Genomic DNA, 19,754 nt, shown 5'->3' with positions numbered 1-19,754 from the left:
GAGGGGGCAAGCCCCCTCCCACAGGATTTTGTGTGCCTCTGGAGCCGCCCATGGCCAACGCCTTGCCCGACCTGAAACTCCTGCGCATCTTCGTCAGCGTCGTGCGTCACCAGGGGTTCGCCAATGCCCAGCACGAACTCAACCTGTCCACCTCGGCCATCAGCACCTACATGAGCCAGCTGGAATCGGCATTGGGCCTGGTGCTGTGCCATCGCGGCCGCGGCGGGTTCAGCCTCACCAGCAAGGGCGAGCTGTTCCATCAGGAAACCCTGCGCCTGCTCGGTGAGCTGGAAGGCTTCGAGCAATATGCTGCCGCGTTGAAGGGCGAGTTGCGCGGCACCCTCAAGCTCGGCGTGCTCGATTCCACCGTCAGCGACAAGGCGCTGCCGTTCGCCGAGGTGATAGGCGCCTACAGCCTGGAGCACCCGGCGGTGCATTTGCACTTATCGGTGATGAGCCCCTACGAGCTGCAACTGGGCGTGCAGGACAACCGCCTGGACCTGGCCATCGGTGCCTTCTCCAACCGCATGAGCGGGCTGATCTACATGCCGCTGTACCGCGAACAGCACTGGCTGTATTGCAGCACCCGGCATCCTTTATTCAATGAACGACGTATCCCGGAACAAGTGATTACCCAGCAACGCATGGTCGGACGCGGCTACTGGAGCCAGGCCGAACTGGCGCGCCATGGCTTCAAGCACAGCGCGGCGACAGTGGAAAGTATGGAGGCGCAACTGATCCTGGTGTTGTCCGGTGCCTATATCGGGTACTTGCCCGAACACTATGCCCAGGCCTGGGCCGACAAGGGTGATTTACGTGTGTTGCTGCCGGCGACCTTCGGCTACCAGGCGCCGTTTTCGATGATCATGCGCCGTGGTCGCAGCCGTGAACCGCTGATCCAGACCTTTCGCGACCTCCTCAAAGCCCAGCTCAACCAGGCCTGAAAATCATGTCCAGATCCCAATGCTCCCGTTGTCTCAGGCCTGCCACCCACTGCCTGTGCCCGTTGATCCCCAGCCTGGAAAGCCGCACCCGCGTGTTGCTGTTGCAGCACCCGAGTGAGGTCAACCACGCGCTGAATACCGCAAGGCTGGCCGCGCTGGGCTTGAACAATGCGCAATTGGTGGTGGGGGAGGTGTTCGACGATCTGGCGACATTGTTGAACCCACCCGGTTATCAGGCGCGGCTGTTGTTTCCGTCGGACGATGCGCAACCCTTGCAACGCTATGCGCCGGACGAACAGCCGATGTTGCTGGTGGTTCCCGACGGCACCTGGCGCAAGGCGCGCAAATTGCTGTACCTCAACCCTTTGCTGGCGGCGTTGCCGCGAGTGACCTTGATGGGCGATGCCGTATCACGCTATCGATTGCGCAAGGCGCCCGGGCCCGGTGCATTGTCCACCGTCGAAGCGATTGCGCAGGCCCTGCAAGTATTGGAAGCCCCCGCCTCCTTCGAGCCATTGCTGCGCCCGTTCGACGCACTGATCGAGCGGCAGATTGCAGCGATGGGCGCAGCGGTCTTCGAGAAGAACCATGGCTGAATCAACGCGCTACATAGCTACCGGAGCCGTCGACAAGTAGTGGATAGGCTGATCATTTCAAGGAGTGTGAAATGATTGAGCCGTTAGCGACACAACAGCAGGAAGACCCGTTGGCCACGTTCATGACGCAGCAGCGAGCGAGGCTGCCCCTGGTCTCAGGCGACGAGTGGGCGACCCTGCAAACCGTGGACGCCTTGCAGGAGAAATTCGCCGCGTTCATGGCCGGGCTGGATGACGATGGCCAGCAAGAATATGTACGCCTGCAACGGGCCTTGATCGAGGCCCAGGCGCAGGTCGAACGAAACATTCGTCAATTCGTCACAAACTTTGAACACCAGAGTCTGGAGCGTTTGCGAACGGGCCTCAAAGACCTCACCGGCCATGTCGTTGATCCCAAGGCCCAGCACATCACCACCACCTATTCCTACGACCGCTTCAATGAGCCCAAGGTCGTCCGGCTTTCGCTGTGGGACGCCGCCTGCATGAACTATGACGGCCTGACGGGTTGGGATTACCCCGGCCATGACGGCGTGGCAACGTCCAGCGGGCTCAGTATCGACCTCAGCCCCGAGAGTTTCATCGCATTGGTGCGCGAACTCAATCTCGGTGGCCAACTCAGAACCCTGCTCGACGACAGCCTGGACAAGGCCAAGCCGTTGGGCCAGGCGATTGTGAGCCTGGGGCGGCTGGAGTTTGAGTTCGCCCTGATTGAAGCCCTGAGAGACTCGAACACCACCCGAATCGACCGGGAAAAATACCGGCATATCAAACAAGCACTGGATCAGGACGAGGAGTGGGGGCGCTGCGAGGAAATGCAGCTGTTCATCCCCGATGGCAAGGACAACATCGGTTGGGTGCCTCAATTCATCGGTAACACCGGGCAAATACTCAGCAGGCCGCCGGGGGACAGCCTGAACATCCCCCACCTGGTGTTTTCCGTTAACGGTTGCAAAGGCGCCTTCAGTTACTTTCCCCGTCGGCCGGGCGGGGGCGATCTGCGCCATTTCGACAACCACCGGGAAGCCTGCCAGGAGTTTTATGTGGCCTTCAGTGCTTTCTACCGGCAGGGCAGGGTGGCGTGGTTGTACGGGGTCATGTCACAGCCCGACAGCGAGCGCTTGACCAGACTCAGACGAGGCGCCACGCGCGAAACCGGACTCAGTCCTTTTGCCGAGGCATTACAGGATTTGTTTCTTAAGGTGTTCGAGTCTCGTCTGGAGGACCGGACCGGCTATACCCGCAAGGTCGTGACCAAAGCACCGCCGGTCAGTTTGGGTGATCTCCATCTGGCGCGCATTGGCGCCAACCTGAAGGGCCTGGCCAACGAAAAACCGGGATTTCTGACGACCCTTGCCGGTATCGCTCGCACCGTTATCAGTGAGGTGCTGGAGCTATTGCTGATGCCGGTACCCGGGCCGCTCAAGGGTTTGGCGCGTGTGCGGGCAGTCGCGTTGTTCGCGGCGCTCGGTGAGGGGGTGCTCAACGGTATTTCCAGCGTGCTCGAGGGGCATGCTGGCGAACTGGTCCTGGCTTTTTCCGACTTGGCCGACCTGTTGATCAGCGGGCGGCTGCATAGCCGCCTGGCGTTCAGTGTAAGGCGGCGCCATCAAGCCTTGTATCAACGCCTCTCGCAAATACCCGCCGCCAGCATCAAGGACAGTACGGGGCTGAGTAGCCCCCAGTTGCTTGAGCGCATGCTGCTGCCCTCCCAGGCGCCTGCGCATGAGCTGCAGGCCGTGCTGGAAACCAGCGGCACATCACGAGAGCAACTGGAGCGTGTCTGGGCAGGCGAGCGCCCATCAGCCTCTCTGGTGGAAGCGGCGCATCGGTTCAACGCCGATCGGATGATTGACTGGGTGGCCGGCTTGGTCGATTCCAACCGGCCAGTGCCCATGGGGGCGTTCGAAGTCCTGGGCCCTTTGCTGACCCAGCTGCCGGCGTGGCCGCTGGATACAGCGTTGAGAATCGTGAATGCGCAAGGCCAGGAGTTGCGACGCTACAGCAGGGATACGGCCCGGCCCACGACGGTCGTGATCACGGTCACCGCCCTGGAGAACCACCGGTTTGGCTATTCGACACCGCAGCGCATCACCGCGCACCTGTCCCACGCGGTGGTACAGCTTTTACCGTCAAGTTTTTCCGCCGGCGAACAGGCCGTTCGTCGGCAACTGGCAGCCCAGGCCCAGGCGTCGCGGTTCGATCTGTTCGAAGCCCTGACCCGGTTTGCCGATATCCATCGTTCGGCCGCTACACGCGCGTCGGTGTCCGTGCGCAAGTGGTTGCCCGACAGCGTTGGGCATGACTACCCGGTGCCCGAGGTGATCGAGGTGCTGCGCGCTTTGCATCCCGACGTCAGCCTGCCGAGATTGCTGGAGGTGCTGGATCAGCATCCGCTGTCGCCCGATCAGCAAGCCCGTCTGCTTGAGGTCGGACAACAACCCGAGGGACTGTACGATGGGCTCAAGGCCGCCGCGCAGATGGCGCGCGCCGAGGCACTCATTGACCGGATCTACCACCGCCGCCGGTTTGACCCGCAAACTCAGGCGTGGGTCCAGGCGTTCGCCCGCAGTGCCTTGGGCACTCTTGGCAAACGCCTGATTGTCGGCCCTCCAACCTATGTGCCCCTGGACCGTGACAGATATGCCGTGTTGGTCCTCGACCATGGCGAGGGAGAATTTTCGCCCTACGATCCGTGTAGACAGAGTGCCGGTGTGCAGCAGGGCGGCGCGGATGCGTTTTTCCGGGTAATGCTGAGCCAACTCTCCGATCATGATCGTGCCAGGTTCGGCGCCGATATGCCGGCAGCCATCACCGGGTTTCGTCATCAAGTGGCCCAGGCCATGCTGCGCAATCGTGCACCGCAAGGCACGTTTTACCCGGTGCTGCGCGAGATCACACAGTACGCGAGCGACGTCGACGCCACGCGTATGGCCTCCGAGCCTGATGCGATGGGTTTGTACCGTTTGGCGTCGGACCGCTATTTGTTCATCGACAGTCAATATTTCAAAGTGACCCAAGCGGATCAGACCCAACCCTGGCGTATCCGCCATCCTGCCCTGGACGACGCGTATGCGCCGGTATTGAGCCATAACGGCGCGGGCGCCTGGCGCCATGAATGGGAGAACCCGCTGACCTGGGACGGGCAACAACCTTTTTACCGCCTGGGGCCCAGGTTTCGCGCATTGGCCCCGGATGCCATCGACAAGGTTCAGCAGATCAGCGGCGTGACCCCGGACATACTGCGCAAGGTGCATGTGCGCAGCGAACCGCCGCCGGTGCTGCTGGTGGAGGCATTCGAGCGCTTGAATATCTTTGAACGGGTCAAGGACGGGCTGGAACAAGGTGCGGAGTTTATCGTCCAGGTGCTTGACGAAATAACCCCTGACGCGGCTGATGCGCTGGTCGGTCGGGCGGGTGTTGCGCGTGAAGATCAGGTCACGACCCTGGAGAGCAAGGTGCACATGGACAAACTGCAGATGCATGCGCAGTTTTTCGATGTGCTGCGCCGCAAGAACCAGCGGTCCGATGACCCTTCGGTACAGGTGATAGTGCGTCAGTTCCCTGGATTGACCGTGGGGATTGCGCAGGACTGGGTGCAACATGCTTCTGCGTCTGAGTTGGAGCGCCTCCGGGAGGGGCGCGTACCGCACACCTTGGCGCAAGAGGCGCGGTGGTGGTCCCGTTGGTTGCGGGTCTGTGGCGCCCTGGAAGGCGTGCACCTGTCGCCGTTGGCGAATGACGACAGTTCTCGGTTGATCCTCCATGAGCTGGCTGGTCTGAAGGGGTGGCCAGCATCGCTGCGGGTTGAACTCTGGGACGCCCGCCGCGTGATCGACAGCGTCGGTCCCGATGATGCTGACCTTCGGCGGGTCTTGAAACCGAGCGTCGGGCAGTACCTGGCCTACGTCCAACGGGCGGATGGCAGCTTGCAGGCAATGGGCGCGCGCGCGCCCTTCCTGGAGGCCTTGCTCAACGCACTGCCTCTGGCCGAGCGGCAGGCGTTGGGCTACACCCACCCCGGCGCGCTGGAGGAGTTGCGCGCAGAGATGGGCGCCCGCCTGGGGCAGGATTGGTCGGGAATCCAAGCGACACTCAACATGCGGCCAATGCCATCGAGGCTCGCGCCACCCCGCCTGATCAATGGTCGCAAAGGCTATCCACTCAGTGGTGGAACCGAATTCGGGCCGACAGAGCGTGAACAGATCTCACGTATGCGTGAGTTGTACCCTTCTAAAACGGACGCCGAGGTGTGGGCGATGCTAGCGGAGGCGGGTGACACGGTCGCTATGCGTGAAGAGATGATCACCAAGCAAGTCAAAGAGCGAGATCAGCTGTACAGGGATTTGCAAGCGTGGCGGGATCAGGCGTCGACAGCCCAGCCGGACAGCGCATCGGCCCGATCACGGGCGTTGGCGGTTGAGCGAATTCAGCGTTGCTGGGCCAAGGAAGCTGTCACGCCGGGAGTGGCCGAGAAGCTCAACCTGGACGATCTGGATTTGGCAAGCTTGCCGACCCTGCGCGCGCACTTTGGTCATGTGACTATGCTGAGTGTGAGAAACAACCGATTGACGGAGTTGCCGGAGCGCTTTCTTTTCAACTTTCCGGCGCTGCGTGTTCTTTATCTCAATGGTAACCAACTCACGCATCTTCCCAATCTGGACCTCCACGCACGCCTGGCAGTGCTCAATCTGTCGAACAACCACCTGCGGTTCAACTATGTGGACGAGGAACGACTGGCTGAGCTGACGGAACTCAGAAGCCTTGATTTGTCGGGAAACCCACTTGGGCAAGGACGACGCTTGAACGTGTATAGGTTGACGAACCTGCGGGAGCTGAACCTGCGCAATTGCGCGTTGAACCAATTGCCGCGCGGTGCCGTGAGTCTCTCCACGTTGGGCAGCTTTGACCTGCGTGACAATCAAATACAGGACCTGGCCGAGACGGACCTGTTCATTTATCCCGAAGTCCATCAGGGAATGAACTTGAGAGGTAATCCGCTTTCCGCCGAGGCGCGACAGTTGTTACGCCGAGTGGGCGAGCGTCGGGGACCTCCCGGTGTTGATTTCGGACTATGGGAGCCGACGGTTCCTTTTGATCGGCGTCCCGACCGCTGGTTGGCGCTGCTCCCTCCTGGAGAAGTACAAGCGCGCCAACTCGATTGGGCGTACTTGCAAAACCAGCCAATGGCGGATTATTTCTTTGAGTTGCTGGCAAGCATTGCCGAATACCCGCAGTTCATTGACCCTCACCACCGTATGATGAGGGAGATCATTTCTCACCGAGTCTGGGGGGTGATTGACGATGCGATGTCCCATGAGGGCATGGAGCGAATTGCTTACTTACCGTGTTATCGCACCCTTCGCGGAGGGATTGATGGTTGCCTGTTGTGCTTGCATCAACTTGAGTTGCAAATAGCTCCCTTACGGATACTCGATGCCGGCGTCCAAACGGCCGGGCCAAATCTGTTGCATTACTACCGTGCACTGCGTCGCCTTGAATACATAGATCAGTATCTTTCTAGGCACTTTGAGCCCCAGGGCATGGCATTCGCTTGCACGCGGGTCCTGAGTTATCGCATCGCCCTGGCATCGAGCCTGAATTTGCCGCAAGTACTCCCCCAGCGTTTTGAGGCGGCTGTGCCGGATGCCCGTTCAGTCAATACCGTGCGCACGGCGGTACTGAATAATGAGACGGGAACGAACTGGCCTGAGTTGTTACAGAAAGAGCCTTTCTGGGTGCATTTTATTCAACATAAATATGCCGCAGATCTCGAATTCAAGCTCCGCCGTTTCCAGAAACTATTGGAGGTTGCTGATCAACAACTGGCGAGCGGCTTGATCAGTGAAGGGCAGTACGTGAATCGTCTCAATGGCGTGCGGGACGCGAGGGCATCAGCCGAAAACAAGCGGATTCGGGACTTTACCCACCAGGAATGGACAGCGTTCGTGATCGGATGATTCTTCATGCTTATACCCTAACGCAATAAGCACCGCACTTTGCGTGATATGGCCCGCCAGGCTTTCCCGGTATGATGTGCGCCCCGCAGTCTGGATTGCGAATACGCCATGACCTTGCAGTACCCTACAATCGCCGATTGCGTCGGCAACACGCCCCTGGTCCGCTTGCAACGCATGGCGGGTGAAACCAGCAATACCCTGCTGCTCAAGCTCGAAGGGAACAACCCGGCCGGTTCCGTGAAGGACCGGCCGGCGCTGTCGATGATCACCCGCGCCGAGTTGCGCGGGCAGATCAAGCCTGGCGACACCCTGATCGAAGCGACGTCGGGTAACACCGGGATTGCCCTGGCCATGGCCGCTGCGATCAAGGGCTACAAGATGATCCTGATCATGCCCGACAACGGCAGTGCCGAGCGCAAGGCGGCGATGACTGCCTATGGCGCGCAGTTGGTGCTGGTCACCCAGGAAGAAGGCATGGAGGGCGCGCGCGACCTCGCCGAGCGCATGGCCGCCGAAGGCCGTGGCCTGGTGCTTGACCAGTTCGCCAATGGCGACAACCCCGAGGCGCACTACACCAGCACCGGCCCGGAAATCTGGCGCCAGACCCAGGGCACCATCACCCATTTCGTCAGCTCCATGGGCACCACCGGCACCATCATGGGCAACTCGCGCTACCTCAAGGAGCAGAACCCGGCGATCCAGATCGTTGGCCTGCAACCGATGGAAGGCGCGGCCATCCCGGGTATCCGCCGCTGGCCCGAAGAGTATCTGCCGAAGATCTACAACGCCACGCGCGTGGACCGCATCATCGACATGGCCCAGCGCGAGGCCGAAGACACCACCCGCCGCCTGGCCCGTGAAGAAGGCATCTTCTGCGGCGTATCCTCCGGCGGCGCCGTGGCCGGTATGTTGCGCCTGTCCAAGGAGGTGGAAAACGCGGTGATCGTCGCGATCATCTGTGACCGAGGCGACCGCTACCTGTCGACCGGCATCTTCGACGAACCCAACTGATGGCCAGGCACGAGAGAGGCCTGCGCTTCCAACCGACGGGCGGCAGCCGGGCCCCGCAGATTCCGGTGGGCAAGAAACAACGCCTGACCATCGAGCGCCTGGCCAATGACGGCCGTGGCATCGTGTTCTTCGAAGGGCGCACCTGGTTTGTGAACGGCGCGCTGGCCGGCGAAGAAGTCGAAGCGCGGGTGCTGGGTGCCCACGGCAAAATCGTCGAGGCGCGCACCGAGCGCGTCTTCAAGGCCAGCGAGCTGCGCCGCCCGGCGCCGTGCGCGCACGTTGGCCGTTGCGGCGGTTGCAGCGTGCAGCATTTGCCCCATGCCGAACAGCTTGCCCTGAAACAGCGCATGCTCGCCGAGCAACTGTCCCGCGTGGCGGGCGTGGAACCGCAAGAGTGGGCCGCACCGTTGAGCGGGCCGGAATTCGGCTACCGTCGCCGCGCCCGCGTGGCCGTGCGTTGGGATGCCAAGGCGAAACACCTGGACGTCGGTTTTCGCGCCGTGGCCAGCCAGGACATCGTCGCCATCGATGACTGCCCGGTGCTGGTACAGGCCTTGCAACCGATCATGCAGCGCCTGCCGAACATGCTGCGCCGCCTGAGCAAACCGCAGGCCCTGGGGCATGTGGAATTGTTCAGCGGTACGTCCATTGCGGTGTTGCTGCGGCATATGGCGCCGCTGTCCGAAGCGGACCTGCAGGTATTGAACGAATTCTGCGCTTTCCATGAGGCGCAGTTGTGGCTGCAGGGCGAGGGCCAGCCGGCGCCGGTTGACACCGATGCTGTGTTGGGCTTTCCACTGGAACAGTGGAATCTGGAACTGGCTTACCGGCCAGGCGACTTTGTGCAGGTCAACGCCGGCGTCAATGCCGCGATGGTTGCCCAGGCCCTGGAATGGCTGGCGCCACAACCCGACGAACGGGTGTTGGACCTGTTTTGTGGCCTGGGCAATTTTGCCTTGCCACTGGCGCGCCAGGTACGCGAAGTGGTGGCGGTGGAAGGTGTGCAGACCATGGTGGACCGGGCGGCCGTGAATGCCGTCAGCAACGATTTGCACAATGCGCAGTTTTTTCAAGCCGATTTGTCCCAGCCTTTGATTGACGCAGAATGGGCCAAACAGGGCTTTTCTGCGGTACTCTTGGACCCACCCCGTGACGGTGCCCTGGAGGTTGTGCGCAAGCTTGCGACCTTGGGCGCCAAGCGTCTGGTGTATGTGTCCTGCAACCCGGCCACGCTGGCGCGGGACACGGTTGAGTTGGTCAGGCAAGGCTACCGGCTAAAACGTGCCGGGATCCTCGACATGTTTCCGCAAACCGCGCATGTCGAGGCCATGGCGTTATTTGAAGCGGGCTAGGATGCCTGTTTAATCCGACTGGCCTGCGTTCTCCAGGGCCTTTGATCTGCCAGGGAGTCCGCAGTAAACGTCGGCGATGATTTTGGCGCATCGAAGGTGCGTCGTAGGGAAGGTAAGCAAGATGGTACAGGTGAGAGCACACCAGCCGATCAACACCGACGGCAGTATCAATCTCGAGGCATGGCTGGACCATGCCATCAGTGTCGATCCGGCACTGGACCGTGAAGCCTTGAAAGCAGCCTGCGAGTTCGCTCGTGAGTCTGAGCAGCAAGACAATGCGGCCAAGAACCTATGGGCCGAAGGCACTTCCAGCTTTCGCACCGGGTTGGAAATCGCTGAGATCCTCGCCGATCTCAAGCTGGACCAGGATTCGTTGATCGCCGCCGTGCTCTATCGCGGCGTGCGTGAAGGGCATATCCCGTTGCCCACCGTCAGCCAGCGTTTCGGCACCGTGGTGGCCAAGCTGATCGACGGCGTGCTGCGCATGGCGGCGATCAGTGCCAGCCTGAGCCCGCGCCAGTCCATGGTGCTGGGCACCCAGGGCCAGGTCGAGAACCTGCGCAAGATGCTGGTGGCGATGGTCGATGACGTGCGCGTCGCCCTGATCAAGCTGGCCGAGCGTACCTGCGCGATCCGTGCGGTGAAGACCGCCGACGACGAAAAACGCAACCGTGTTGCCCGCGAAGTCTTCGACATCTATGCGCCGTTGGCGCATCGCCTGGGCATCGGCCATATCAAGTGGGAGCTGGAGGACTTGTCCTTCCGCTACCTCGAACCCGATCAATACAAACAGATTGCCACGTTGCTGCATGAGCGGCGGCTGGACCGTGAGCGCTTCATTACCGATGTGATGAACCAGCTGCGCTCCGAGTTGCAGGCCACTGGCGTCGAAGCCGACATCAGCGGCCGCGCCAAACACATCTATTCCATCTGGCGCAAAATGCAGCGCAAGGGCCTGGCCTTCAGCCAGATCTACGACGTGCGTGCGGTGCGCGTGCTGGTGCCGGAAATGCGCGACTGCTATACCGCGCTGGGGATCGTCCACACCCTGTGGCGGCACATTCCCAAGGAGTTCGACGACTACATCGCCAACCCCAAGGAAAACGGCTATCGTTCGTTGCACACGGCGGTGATCGGCCCCGAGGGCAAGGTGCTGGAAGTGCAGATCCGCACCCACGCCATGCACGAAGAGGCGGAACTTGGGGTATGCGCGCACTGGCGCTACAAGGGCACCGACGTCAAGGCCGGGTCCAACCAGTACGAAGAGAAAATCTCCTGGCTGCGCCAGGTGTTGGAATGGCACGAAGAACTCGGCGACATCGGCGGCCTGGCCGAACAGCTGCGCGTGGATATCGAGCCGGACCGGGTCTACATCTTCACCCCCGACGGCCACGCCATCGACCTGCCCAAGGGTGCCACGCCGCTGGACTTCGCCTACCGCGTGCACACCGAGATCGGCCACAACTGCCGGGGCGCCAAGATCAACGGGCGCATTGTGCCGCTCAACTACAGCCTGCAGACCGGTGAACAGGTCGAGATCATCACCAGCAAGCACGGTACGCCGAGCCGCGACTGGCTGAACCCGAACCTGGGCTACATCACCACGTCGCGGGCGCGGGCGAAGATCGTCCACTGGTTCAAACTGCAGGCGCGCGACCAGAACGTCGCTGCCGGTAAAACCTTGCTCGAGCGCGAACTGGCACGGCTGGGCCTGCCTCAGGTGGACTTCGACAAGCTGGCCGAAAAGGCCAACATGAAGATCGCCGAAGACATGTTCGCCGCCCTCGGTGCCGGCGATCTGCGCCTGGCCCAACTGGTCAACCTGGCCCAGCAACTGGTCGAGCCGGAACGCGGCAGCGAACAGCTGGAACTGATCCCGCGCAAGGCCACCGGCTACAAGCCTGGCAAGCGTGGCGATATCCAGATCCAGGGCGTGGGCAACCTGATGACTCAAATCGCCGGCTGCTGCCAGCCGCTGCCGGGGGATGCCATCGTCGGCTATATCACCCAGGGCCGCGGTGTAAGCATTCACCGCCAGGATTGCGCCTCGGTGCTGCAACTGGGCGGGCGTGAGCCGGAGCGGATCATCCAGGTCAGCTGGGGGCCGGTGCCGGTGCTCACTTACCCGGTGGACATCGTCATCCGTGCCTACGACCGTTCCGGGTTGCTGCGTGACGTGTCGCAGGTGCTGCTCAATGAGCGGATCAACGTGCTGGCGGTCAACACGCGCTCGAACAAAGAGGACAACACCGCGCTGATGTCCCTGACCATCGAGATTCCGGGACTGGACGCACTGGGACGGTTGCTGGGGAGGATTTCCCAGTTGCCGAATATCATCGAGACGCGGCGTAACCGTACCCCATGATGTATACGCTCGAAGACCTGCTGCACCTGATGAATCGCCTGCGGGACCCGCAATACGGGTGCCCGTGGGACATCAGGCAAACCTACGCCACCATCGTCCCGCACACGTTGGAGGAGGCCTATGAAGTCGCCGACGCCATCGAGCGCGGCGACTTCGATCATCTGCAAGGTGAGTTGGGTGACCTGTTGTTCCAGGTGGTGTACTACAGCCAGTTGGCGCGGGAAGAAGGGCGCTTCGAATTTGCCGGGGTGATCGACAGCATCACGCGCAAGCTGATCCGTCGCCATCCCCATGTGTTCCCCACCGGCGACCTGTATGCGCCGCTGGATATCCCGCAGTTGAGCGAAGAACAGGTCAAGGAACGCTGGGAGCAGATCAAGGCCGAGGAACGTGCGCAGAAGTCCGACGCGCCGGAGCAGCTTTCCCTGCTGGACGATGTACCCACCGCGTTGCCGTCCCTTTCCCGTGCCGCCAAATTGCAAAAGCGCGCCAGCCAGGTCGGGTTCGACTGGCCCTGCGCCTTGCCGGTGGTGGATAACGTGCGCGAAGAGCTGGATGAAGTGCTCGAAGCCATGGCCGATAACGACCCGGCGGCGATTGCCGATGAGGTTGGCGACCTGCTGTTTGCGGCGGTCAACCTGGCCCGTCACCTCAAGGTCGACCCGGAAACTGCGCTACGGGGCGCCAATGCCAAGTTCGAACGACGCTTCCGATTTATCGAACAGGCATTGCGCGATACCCGCCGTCCCATAGAAGATTGCACCCTCGAAGAGTTGGACGCCCTGTGGGGCGAAGCCAAACGTCAGGAAAAGAATGTGTCCAGCTGCGGTTGAGCAGTTGCCTAAGTGAGTAAGCACCATGAGCCTTTCCCTTCGCGACCAGTTGCTCAAAGCAGGTCTGGTCAATCAAAAGCAGGCCAAGCAGGTCGGCAAAGAGAAACAGAAACAGCAGCGCCTGGTCCATAAAGGCCAGATCGAGGCCGACGACACCCAGGCCCGTCTGGCGGCCGAGGCGCACGCCGAGAAGGTCAAGCGCGACCAGGAACTGAACCGCCAGCAGCAGGAAAAAGCCGAGGCCAAGGCCCGCACGGCCCAGGTCAAGCAACTGATCGAGACCTCGCGCCTGCCCAAGCTGACCACCGAGGACTACTACAACTTCGTGGACGACAAGAAGGTCAAGCGCCTGTCGGTCAACACGCTGATGCGCAACAAGCTGAGCAACGGCTCCCTGGCGATCGTGCACCACGGTGGCGGTTATGAGGTGATCCCGCGTGAAGCGGCGCTGAAGATTCAGGAGCGCGCACCGGAGCGTATCGTGCAGCTCAATATCCTTACCGAAAGCCAGGTGCCGGATGAAGATGATCCCTACGCCGCTTACCAGATCCCGGATGATCTGATGTGGTAAGTCTGTAAGCCTTGAGCGGGCTTGCCTGTGGTGAGCGGGCTTGCCCCGCGTTGGGCCGCGAAGCGGCCCCAAAACACAAACCCCGCTCAAAAGGCGGGGTTTGTGCTTTCAACGCCGCGTGTTACCAGTCCACGGCATAACTCACGCTGAAGGTCCGACCTTCGGCATTCGGGTACGGTGCTCGCGCGTTGGCCTGGGCAAACATGTTCTGGTAATTGCGGTTGCTGAGGTTGTAGATCGCCCCCTCCAGGCGACCCACAGGCAAGCGTACCGAACCCAGCAGGTCGACCAGGGTGTAGCCCTGGATATCGCGGCCATTGTTATCCTTGAACGCGGCGTCATAGTCGGCCAGGCGCATGGCTTGCAGGCGCAGGCTGTAGTCGTCGTGGTCATAGCCGACAAAGGCGGTGGTCTTGGCGGGGGAGATGCGCGTGGCCGGCAAGTCGATCCATTTGCCGTTTTGGCGGGTCTCGCCTTTGGCATACGCGTAAGTACCGCCGACCGACCACTGGTCAGTGACGTTGTACGTCAGGCTGGTTTCAATGCCGCGCACGCGTTCTTTCTGGTTGACCAGGCGCAGCACGCGATCATTGGCGTCATAGAACTGGGTGACATCCGAAGTGTTTTCATACGCCGTGACGTTGGCCAGCCATTTGTCCCAGTTGCCACGCCAGCCCAGCTCATAGCTGTCGACCTTGAGGGCTTGGGCATTGAGCTTCTGAATGTCGTACTGGCTGTTGACGTCCCGCAGGAAACGTTGGATGTCCGGCAGGGAAAAGCCCTGGCTGTAGTTGACGAATACATCCTGGTTTTCGCTCAGGTGATACACCGCCCCGAGGTTATAGAGGGTGTCGTCATATTTGAGGGTGCCACCCGGCAGGGTAGCGCGGTTACCGGTCTGAACGATTTCGCCATAGGCAATGCTGTCGTCGATCCGGCTCTCGATCCACTCGCGGCGCACACCGCCACGCAAGGTCCAGTCGTCGATGTCGTAGGACAGTTGGCCAAAAATCGCCTTGGTGGTAGTGGTGATGTCCGGCCCCATCTCGAACGTGGTGCCGGTCTTGGTGTAGGTCAGGCCATTGACTCGGTACTGGTCGCCGCGCTGGCGTGAGGTTTCGTGATCATAGTCAGCGCCCCAGACCAGATTGCCGGTCGCCGGGCCGATATCCGGCATTTGCGTGTCGATGGCTGCGCGCACGCCATAGACGTCCTGCACGCTGTTGTTGTCGGAAACCCCTGCGCGGCCGCGGGACAGGTCGGGGAAAAACAGCGCGTCGGCCCGGCGCCAGTAGCTTTCGACCTGCAAGCCCTGTCCGAAGAACGCTTTGTCGGAGTAGTTGAGGTTGACCGCCTGGTTGTGTGTGAACGGTTGATCGTCCAGGTCCAGGCCTTTGACCGCAACGGCGGTGTTGGTGATGCGTGGGTTCTTGGTGTAACGGGTGTCCTGTTCGTCTTTGTAATCTTGCAGGGACAGGCTGATCTTCTTGTCGTCATCCAGCGTGTAGCCGAAGCGACCTTGCAGGTCGTAGGTCTGGGTATCCATGTTGCTGCCCTGGGACGTGTCCTGGGGAATGCGCTTGCCGTTGCCGTCGAACTGGTCGTTGCGCTGCACGCCGTTCGCCGATACGTACCAGTCCAGCGGGCCCTTGCGCCCAGTAGCGCTTTGGAACGCCTCGTAGGCAAAGCCCTTGTGACTGAAGTTATTGCCGCTGGTCATGCCGATCTTGCTGCTAAAAGCGAGGTCTTCACCTTGGTTACGCTTGGTGATGATATTGATGATGCCGCCTGAGGCGCCCGCGCCATAAACGCTGCTCGCTCCGGAGATCACTTCGATGCGCTCGATGCTTTCCGGCGCAACGCTGTTGAGCTGGCGGAAGTTGTCGCGTGTTGCGTTCTGGGACACGCCGTCGATCAGGATCAGCGTATTGCGTCCGCGCAGGGTCTGGCCGAAGTTGCTCATGCCACCGCTGGAAGGGGCAATGCCTGGCACCAATTGCCCGAGAATATCCGCAACCCGGCGCCCCGCGGCTGTTTGCTGGCGGATCTGGGTTTCGTCGATGACCTGTACGGAGCCTGGAATCGCGGCAATGCTGGTTTCACTGCGCGTGGCCGAGACGACGGTGGCCTGCAATTGCAGGTTGGTGGGCTCGGCCTCGGACTGATCGGCCCAGGCCGGTGCGCTTATCGATCCCATCAGTGGCAGCAGCGCTGCCCATTGCGACTTTCTCATGATCTTGCCTTTCAATTATTAGACGTATTGACAGAAAAAACAGGCATAGCGGGTGTTCGGGTGAACGAGCGGATGATGCGGATACCCAGGGCGGCCAAGGCGTACGTGAGTGCAACCAGCCAGAAGCTGTGTGCCAGGCCTACCATCCCCATGCCGATACCACCCAGCAAGGCACCGCCTAGCGCTCCCGCCTTGGCGGCGCTGTTGCCGATGCCCAGGGCAAACCCCTGTTGGGCGGGCGCAACGGTATTGGCGATCAACGTATAGGCGACCGGCAGCAAGGCGCCTTGCCACATGCCCCACAACAGCCGGCTGGCGATGAAGCCCAGCCATTCGCTGGCCAGCGCCGTGCACGCCAGGGTCAAGGCGCAGGCCCAGGTGACCCATTCGATGATGCGCAGCGTGTGTGCGGGTGGGTGTCGGTCAAACAGGCGACCCCAGAGCGGTGCGGACAGGGCCAGGGTCAGTGCGCTGGCGGCATAGCTGGCACCGATCAACCAGCCTGGCGCATGCAGGACGTCCGCGACGTATAGGGCGTAAAACGGCTGAGGCATCATTTTGGCAGCCTGGATCAGTACGATGATCCCCAACATTGCGCCGAGCCAGCCTTTGGGCAGGGCGGTGGGCGTGGTGGCATGAGTCTTTCGCAGGCGCTGGGTGTCGCTGGGCAAGAACAGGCTGACCAGCGCGCATACCAGGCAGACGGCGGTAGCGCTGTAGCACAGCAGGGCGAATCCGGAGATATCCATCAGCCAGCCACCTAACACCGGACCGGCCAGCGAACCCACGGCGGTGGCGGATTGCAGGCGAGCCATTATGTGTCCGCGCCCACTGTCGCCGCAGCACGCCAGCGCATAGGCTTGGGCGGCCGCGATAAAACCCGCCAGTGCACCTTGTGCCACGCGGATCGCGACCAGCAGCCAGGGATCGAAGGTCAGGGCGGCCAGCGCCTGACAGGCCGCCAGCGCCAGCAGCGCCCGAATGATCATCGGCTTGTGCCCGGTTCTGTCGCCCAGGCGACCCCACAGGGGCGTCAGGATCATTGCTGCCATCATCGGTCCGGCGTATACCAGCGACGACAGCAGGCCGGTGTAATGGGCGCCGGCATCGCCAAGCAGCCTCTGGATCTGCAAAGGCCAGAAGGGGCCGCTCATTTCCATGGCACCCATCGACACCAGCTGGATGACCACCAACAACCGCAGTGCAGTGCTGTTAGCCGGCATGTGCGGCGCCGCTCAGCGGGTTCGGCAGGCGCCCGACGATATCGGCGTGACTGTCCAGCAGCCGCATCCGCATGAACGACTTGGCTGGCCACGGCTGCTCCAGCAGCGCTGCACGTTCGGTTTCCCAGCGTTGGGGAGCGACTTCGTTGCGCATGCGATCAAAGCACTGGCTGACTTGGGCCGCGAGTTCGTTCCACAGTTGTGCCTGGGGAATATCGAAGTAGCGGGCACTGAGCAGCACCAGCTCGCCCAGGTGGCACATGAATACCGTGTGCAGCAGCTTGTCACGGACAAAACCGGCATCGTCGTAAAGGGTCATCCCGGGATCATGCAGTTCGATGTCCAGGCCGTGGGCATGCAAGGTCTGGCGGTCGATGCGAATATCGCCAAAATCACGCAACAGCAGACGGCTCAACTGCCCGTCTGCGGCCATGACCATGAAGGCGTTCTGCTGATGGGCCTCGAACGCCACACCGTAGCGCAGGTACATCCCCAGCAGGGCCGGCACAGTGATCGCTGCATAGTCTCGAAAGAACGCGAGCATGGCCGGTGCATTGTCCTGGCCTTTGCTCAAACGTACCCACTGTCTCAGCAAGGGCTGCCCGTGTTGGTCGATGGCAAACAGGCTACCTACCGGAACAGCCATTTCACCCGGTTGTAGCAGGCTCTGGGGGTTGTCGCGGTAGAGCACGGCCAGGTGGCGGGCGTGTTCGTCATTCACCGGTTGGGGGTTGAAATGCACGCCGATCCGCTCGGGAACGATGTTCAGGATGTTCTGGATCGCGGGTTCGCGCGCGAGGATCGTTTGCAGCAAGTGACTGATCCGCGGCCCCATGCGCGCCGAGCGTGGCGATACCGTGCGCTGTACGCTGGTCAGGCGCAGTGAGACCGGGAGCTTGACCATGGGCGCGCCGCCCTGGCCATCAGGCAATACGGTCCGGAAGGACATGGTGGGGTGGGCGGTAAACGCGACGATGTCGGTCAGCACCAGCAGTCGGTCGCCGATTTCGTTGGCGAACAACCGGGGCAGTTCCTGTTGGGCTTGCCAAGGGTGCGCAGGCAGCGGCAAATACTCGCTGGCTTCCAGGCCCTGGGCCGTCAGCGCTGCGGTCAATTGCTGCGCAGCACGTGGAAAGTGGGCTTGCCACCATTGCCAGTAATCAGCGGTATCGGCCAGCGTTTCCACGTGGGCGTACTGGTGGTGCAGCGCGCACAGCAACACCGGGAAGCGCGCTTCGAACTCCGGTGAGAAGTCGATGACCTGGTGGGTGTCCAAACCCAGTTTGGTTTTGTAGTTGGGGTGCCAGGGGTGGCCCAGCGTGCCCCACTGCTCAAGCACGGAAGTCGGGTTGGTAACGCTTGGCTCATCCTTGAGATGACTCAGCAGGTTGTCCTGATGGGACGGGCCCATCGAGGCGTGCAGCCTCAGGCTCCATTGCTCGTGGAAGGCCAGGCAGAGCGTATCGTTGACAAAACTGTCGTCGATCTCGCTGTTCAGGCGGCTCAAGACCTGCGGGGCGGCAGGTGTTTCGAGGGTGTCGTTGAGCAGCGTCAGCAATTGCGATGGGAATTGGATCTTCCGTGCGGCCTGTCCAGTTTGCACAAGCGTCACCGCGCCACGCAGGTCCCAGCTGGCCATGCGCCCGGCACGCAGATGGTCGAAACGCAGGCAGGCGTGATCGGACAGCGGCAGGTGGTGGCGGCCTTGCTCGTCCTGGGTGAGTGTATCGGGGGCCAGCAGGCCTTCACGGAACAGGGCCTGGATCAGGCGTTGAAAGCTGCGTTCGGCGGCGGGTGCGAGGGTGTCGATCAGGGCGTCGAGGGTGACGTTGTGAGTCTGGAACTGGGGCGTAACCAGTGCTTCACCCCAGCGTTTGAGCAATTGTTGGTCCGGCGTATTGCTGCATCCGTTCGTCATGATGAATTCCGTTTTCATGGGCGTGCTGAAAGGTGGTGGATATTATCGAGAATCATTTCCAATTGTCTATTTGCTGATACAATTTTACTGAATCGTTTATGCCCGCCGTGCAGTTTGCCAAAACGAAAAACCCCGCTCGATGGCGGGGTCGTCGGGGGTAGGCCCTACAGCTGCGTGGGGCTGGGGCCTACGAGATTTCAGGTGTTCAGGAGCTTTGTGTCTGGCGTCTCATCTCAAGGGCTTCGAGCTCGTTTTTATAATTATGAGCGTCGCTCTCGTTGTGAAACATGCCGACCAACAGGTCTTGCTGGTGTACATCCCAGATGTGAATCCCATGGCCCAGTGCTTCGTGGGACATATGTTCGTCGTCGCGTTCAGTTACTTTTACAGTCATCTGCTTGCTCCAATCTCTGGTGGATCTGCGGCAAGTCGTCGCAGGCCTTTGTTATATGTTTTGTTAGCTTGCTAAGTAAACCGACTTTTCGCGCAACAAATCATTGCAGCAAACGCAACAGTGCTGCAGGCCGCGTAAACAGCGACATTGCGTCGCAGGGTGCTGAGTTTTATGACGAAAGTTTCATGTTCAAGTCAGGCATTGAACCCTTTGTTGGCCCGGCTATCGCCATCGGGGGCAAGCCCCCTCCCACATTTTGATCGGTGAACACAACCAAGTGTGGGAGGGGGCTTGCCCCCGATAGCGGTAGAGGTTTGAACACCAAATCCATAGGCGAAAAAAAGCCCCGCATTCGCG

12 protein-coding genes are annotated in these 19,754 nt (G+C 61.2%); 8 read left to right on the top strand and 4 right to left on the bottom strand.

Translation table 11 applies throughout. From position 1 onward, the window contains the following. Positions 1 to 50 precede the first annotated feature (50 nt). From BM110_RS19650 to BM110_RS19615, 8 genes are all read left to right on the top strand, one after another. Positions 51 to 944, top strand: coding sequence for a LysR family transcriptional regulator (locus tag BM110_RS19650; protein WP_017134867.1), 894 nt, complete (start codon positions 51 to 53; stop codon positions 942 to 944). Positions 945 to 949: 5 nt separating this feature from the next. Then, positions 950 to 1,540, top strand: a complete 591-nt coding sequence (locus BM110_RS19645) for a tRNA-uridine aminocarboxypropyltransferase (RefSeq protein WP_092242918.1) — start codon at positions 950 to 952, stop codon at positions 1,538 to 1,540. Positions 1,541 to 1,611: 71 nt separating this feature from the next. After that, entirely contained in the window at positions 1,612 to 7,497 is a 5,886-nt protein-coding gene (locus tag BM110_RS19640; RefSeq protein WP_093514023.1) for an NEL-type E3 ubiquitin ligase domain-containing protein, read from the top strand. A 108-nt stretch (positions 7,498 to 7,605) separates the two neighbouring features. Further along, entirely contained in the window at positions 7,606 to 8,508 is a 903-nt protein-coding gene (gene cysM / locus BM110_RS19635) for a cysteine synthase CysM (protein WP_058425337.1), read from the top strand. Then, positions 8,508 to 9,860 (top strand): 23S rRNA (uracil(1939)-C(5))-methyltransferase RlmD, encoded by a 1,353-nt coding sequence (rlmD, locus tag BM110_RS19630; RefSeq protein WP_071491327.1) that lies wholly within the window; start codon positions 8,508 to 8,510, stop codon positions 9,858 to 9,860. Before cysM ends, rlmD begins: the two co-directional genes overlap by 1 nt. Before the next feature lie 121 nt (positions 9,861 to 9,981). After that, entirely contained in the window at positions 9,982 to 12,225 is a 2,244-nt protein-coding gene (relA, locus tag BM110_RS19625; protein ID WP_071491326.1) for a GTP diphosphokinase, read from the top strand. Continuing rightward, entirely contained in the window at positions 12,225 to 13,058 is an 834-nt protein-coding gene (mazG, locus tag BM110_RS19620; RefSeq protein ID WP_092242930.1) for a nucleoside triphosphate pyrophosphohydrolase, read from the top strand. The genes relA and mazG overlap by 1 nt, the downstream gene beginning before the upstream one ends. 25 nt (positions 13,059 to 13,083) lie before the next feature. Then, the gene (locus tag BM110_RS19615; protein WP_028617375.1) at positions 13,084 to 13,629 is read left to right on the top strand and encodes a DUF2058 domain-containing protein; all 546 of its coding nucleotides are present in this window, start codon (positions 13,084 to 13,086) and stop codon (positions 13,627 to 13,629) included. 121 nt (positions 13,630 to 13,750) lie between these two features. On the opposite strand, the gene BM110_RS19610 is transcribed toward BM110_RS19615, so the two are convergent. From BM110_RS19610 to BM110_RS19595, 4 genes are all read right to left on the bottom strand, one after another. After that, a complete protein-coding gene (locus tag BM110_RS19610; RefSeq protein WP_093514022.1) occupies positions 13,751 to 15,862 on the bottom strand; it encodes a TonB-dependent receptor in 2,112 nt (703 codons plus the stop codon). 11 nt (positions 15,863 to 15,873) lie between these two features. Then, the gene (locus tag BM110_RS19605) at positions 15,874 to 17,085 is read right to left on the bottom strand and encodes an MFS transporter (RefSeq protein WP_092242935.1); all 1,212 of its coding nucleotides are present in this window, start codon (positions 17,083 to 17,085) and stop codon (positions 15,874 to 15,876) included. Further along, entirely contained in the window at positions 17,075 to 19,003 is a 1,929-nt protein-coding gene (locus BM110_RS19600) for an IucA/IucC family protein (protein WP_093514082.1), read from the bottom strand. The genes BM110_RS19605 and BM110_RS19600 overlap by 11 nt, the downstream gene beginning before the upstream one ends. A 205-nt stretch (positions 19,004 to 19,208) precedes the next feature. Continuing rightward, entirely contained in the window at positions 19,209 to 19,397 is a 189-nt protein-coding gene (locus BM110_RS19595; protein WP_071491322.1) for a hypothetical protein, read from the bottom strand. Positions 19,398 to 19,754 lie beyond the last annotated feature (357 nt).

This window comes from Pseudomonas sp. NFPP28 (assembly GCF_900115535.1).
GTDB lineage: Bacteria > Pseudomonadota > Gammaproteobacteria > Pseudomonadales > Pseudomonadaceae > Aquipseudomonas > Aquipseudomonas extremorientalis.
Note: the sequence above shows the minus strand (reverse complement) of the source record. Positions and strands in the feature narration are given on the sequence as shown.

What these genes read in the sequence shown, in the direction of transcription:
- BM110_RS19600 (WP_093514082.1), bottom strand. Translation starts at nt 19,003, where the DNA reads ATGACGAACGGATGCAGCAATACGCCGGACCAACAATTGCTCAAACGC.
- BM110_RS19615 (WP_028617375.1), top strand. Translation starts at nt 13,084, where the DNA reads ATGAGCCTTTCCCTTCGCGACCAGTTGCTCAAAGCAGGTCTGGTCAAT.
- BM110_RS19640 (WP_093514023.1), top strand. Translation starts at nt 1,612, where the DNA reads ATGATTGAGCCGTTAGCGACACAACAGCAGGAAGACCCGTTGGCCACG.
- BM110_RS19645 (WP_092242918.1), top strand. Translation starts at nt 950, where the DNA reads ATGTCCAGATCCCAATGCTCCCGTTGTCTCAGGCCTGCCACCCACTGC.
- BM110_RS19605 (WP_092242935.1), bottom strand. Translation starts at nt 17,085, where the DNA reads ATGCCGGCTAACAGCACTGCACTGCGGTTGTTGGTGGTCATCCAGCTG.
- BM110_RS19610 (WP_093514022.1), bottom strand. Translation starts at nt 15,862, where the DNA reads ATGAGAAAGTCGCAATGGGCAGCGCTGCTGCCACTGATGGGATCGATA.
- cysM (WP_058425337.1), top strand. Translation starts at nt 7,606, where the DNA reads ATGACCTTGCAGTACCCTACAATCGCCGATTGCGTCGGCAACACGCCC.
- mazG (WP_092242930.1), top strand. Translation starts at nt 12,225, where the DNA reads ATGTATACGCTCGAAGACCTGCTGCACCTGATGAATCGCCTGCGGGAC.
- rlmD (WP_071491327.1), top strand. Translation starts at nt 8,508, where the DNA reads ATGGCCAGGCACGAGAGAGGCCTGCGCTTCCAACCGACGGGCGGCAGC.
- BM110_RS19595 (WP_071491322.1), bottom strand. Translation starts at nt 19,397, where the DNA reads ATGACTGTAAAAGTAACTGAACGCGACGACGAACATATGTCCCACGAA.
- BM110_RS19650 (WP_017134867.1), top strand. Translation starts at nt 51, where the DNA reads ATGGCCAACGCCTTGCCCGACCTGAAACTCCTGCGCATCTTCGTCAGC.
- relA (WP_071491326.1), top strand. Translation starts at nt 9,982, where the DNA reads ATGGTACAGGTGAGAGCACACCAGCCGATCAACACCGACGGCAGTATC.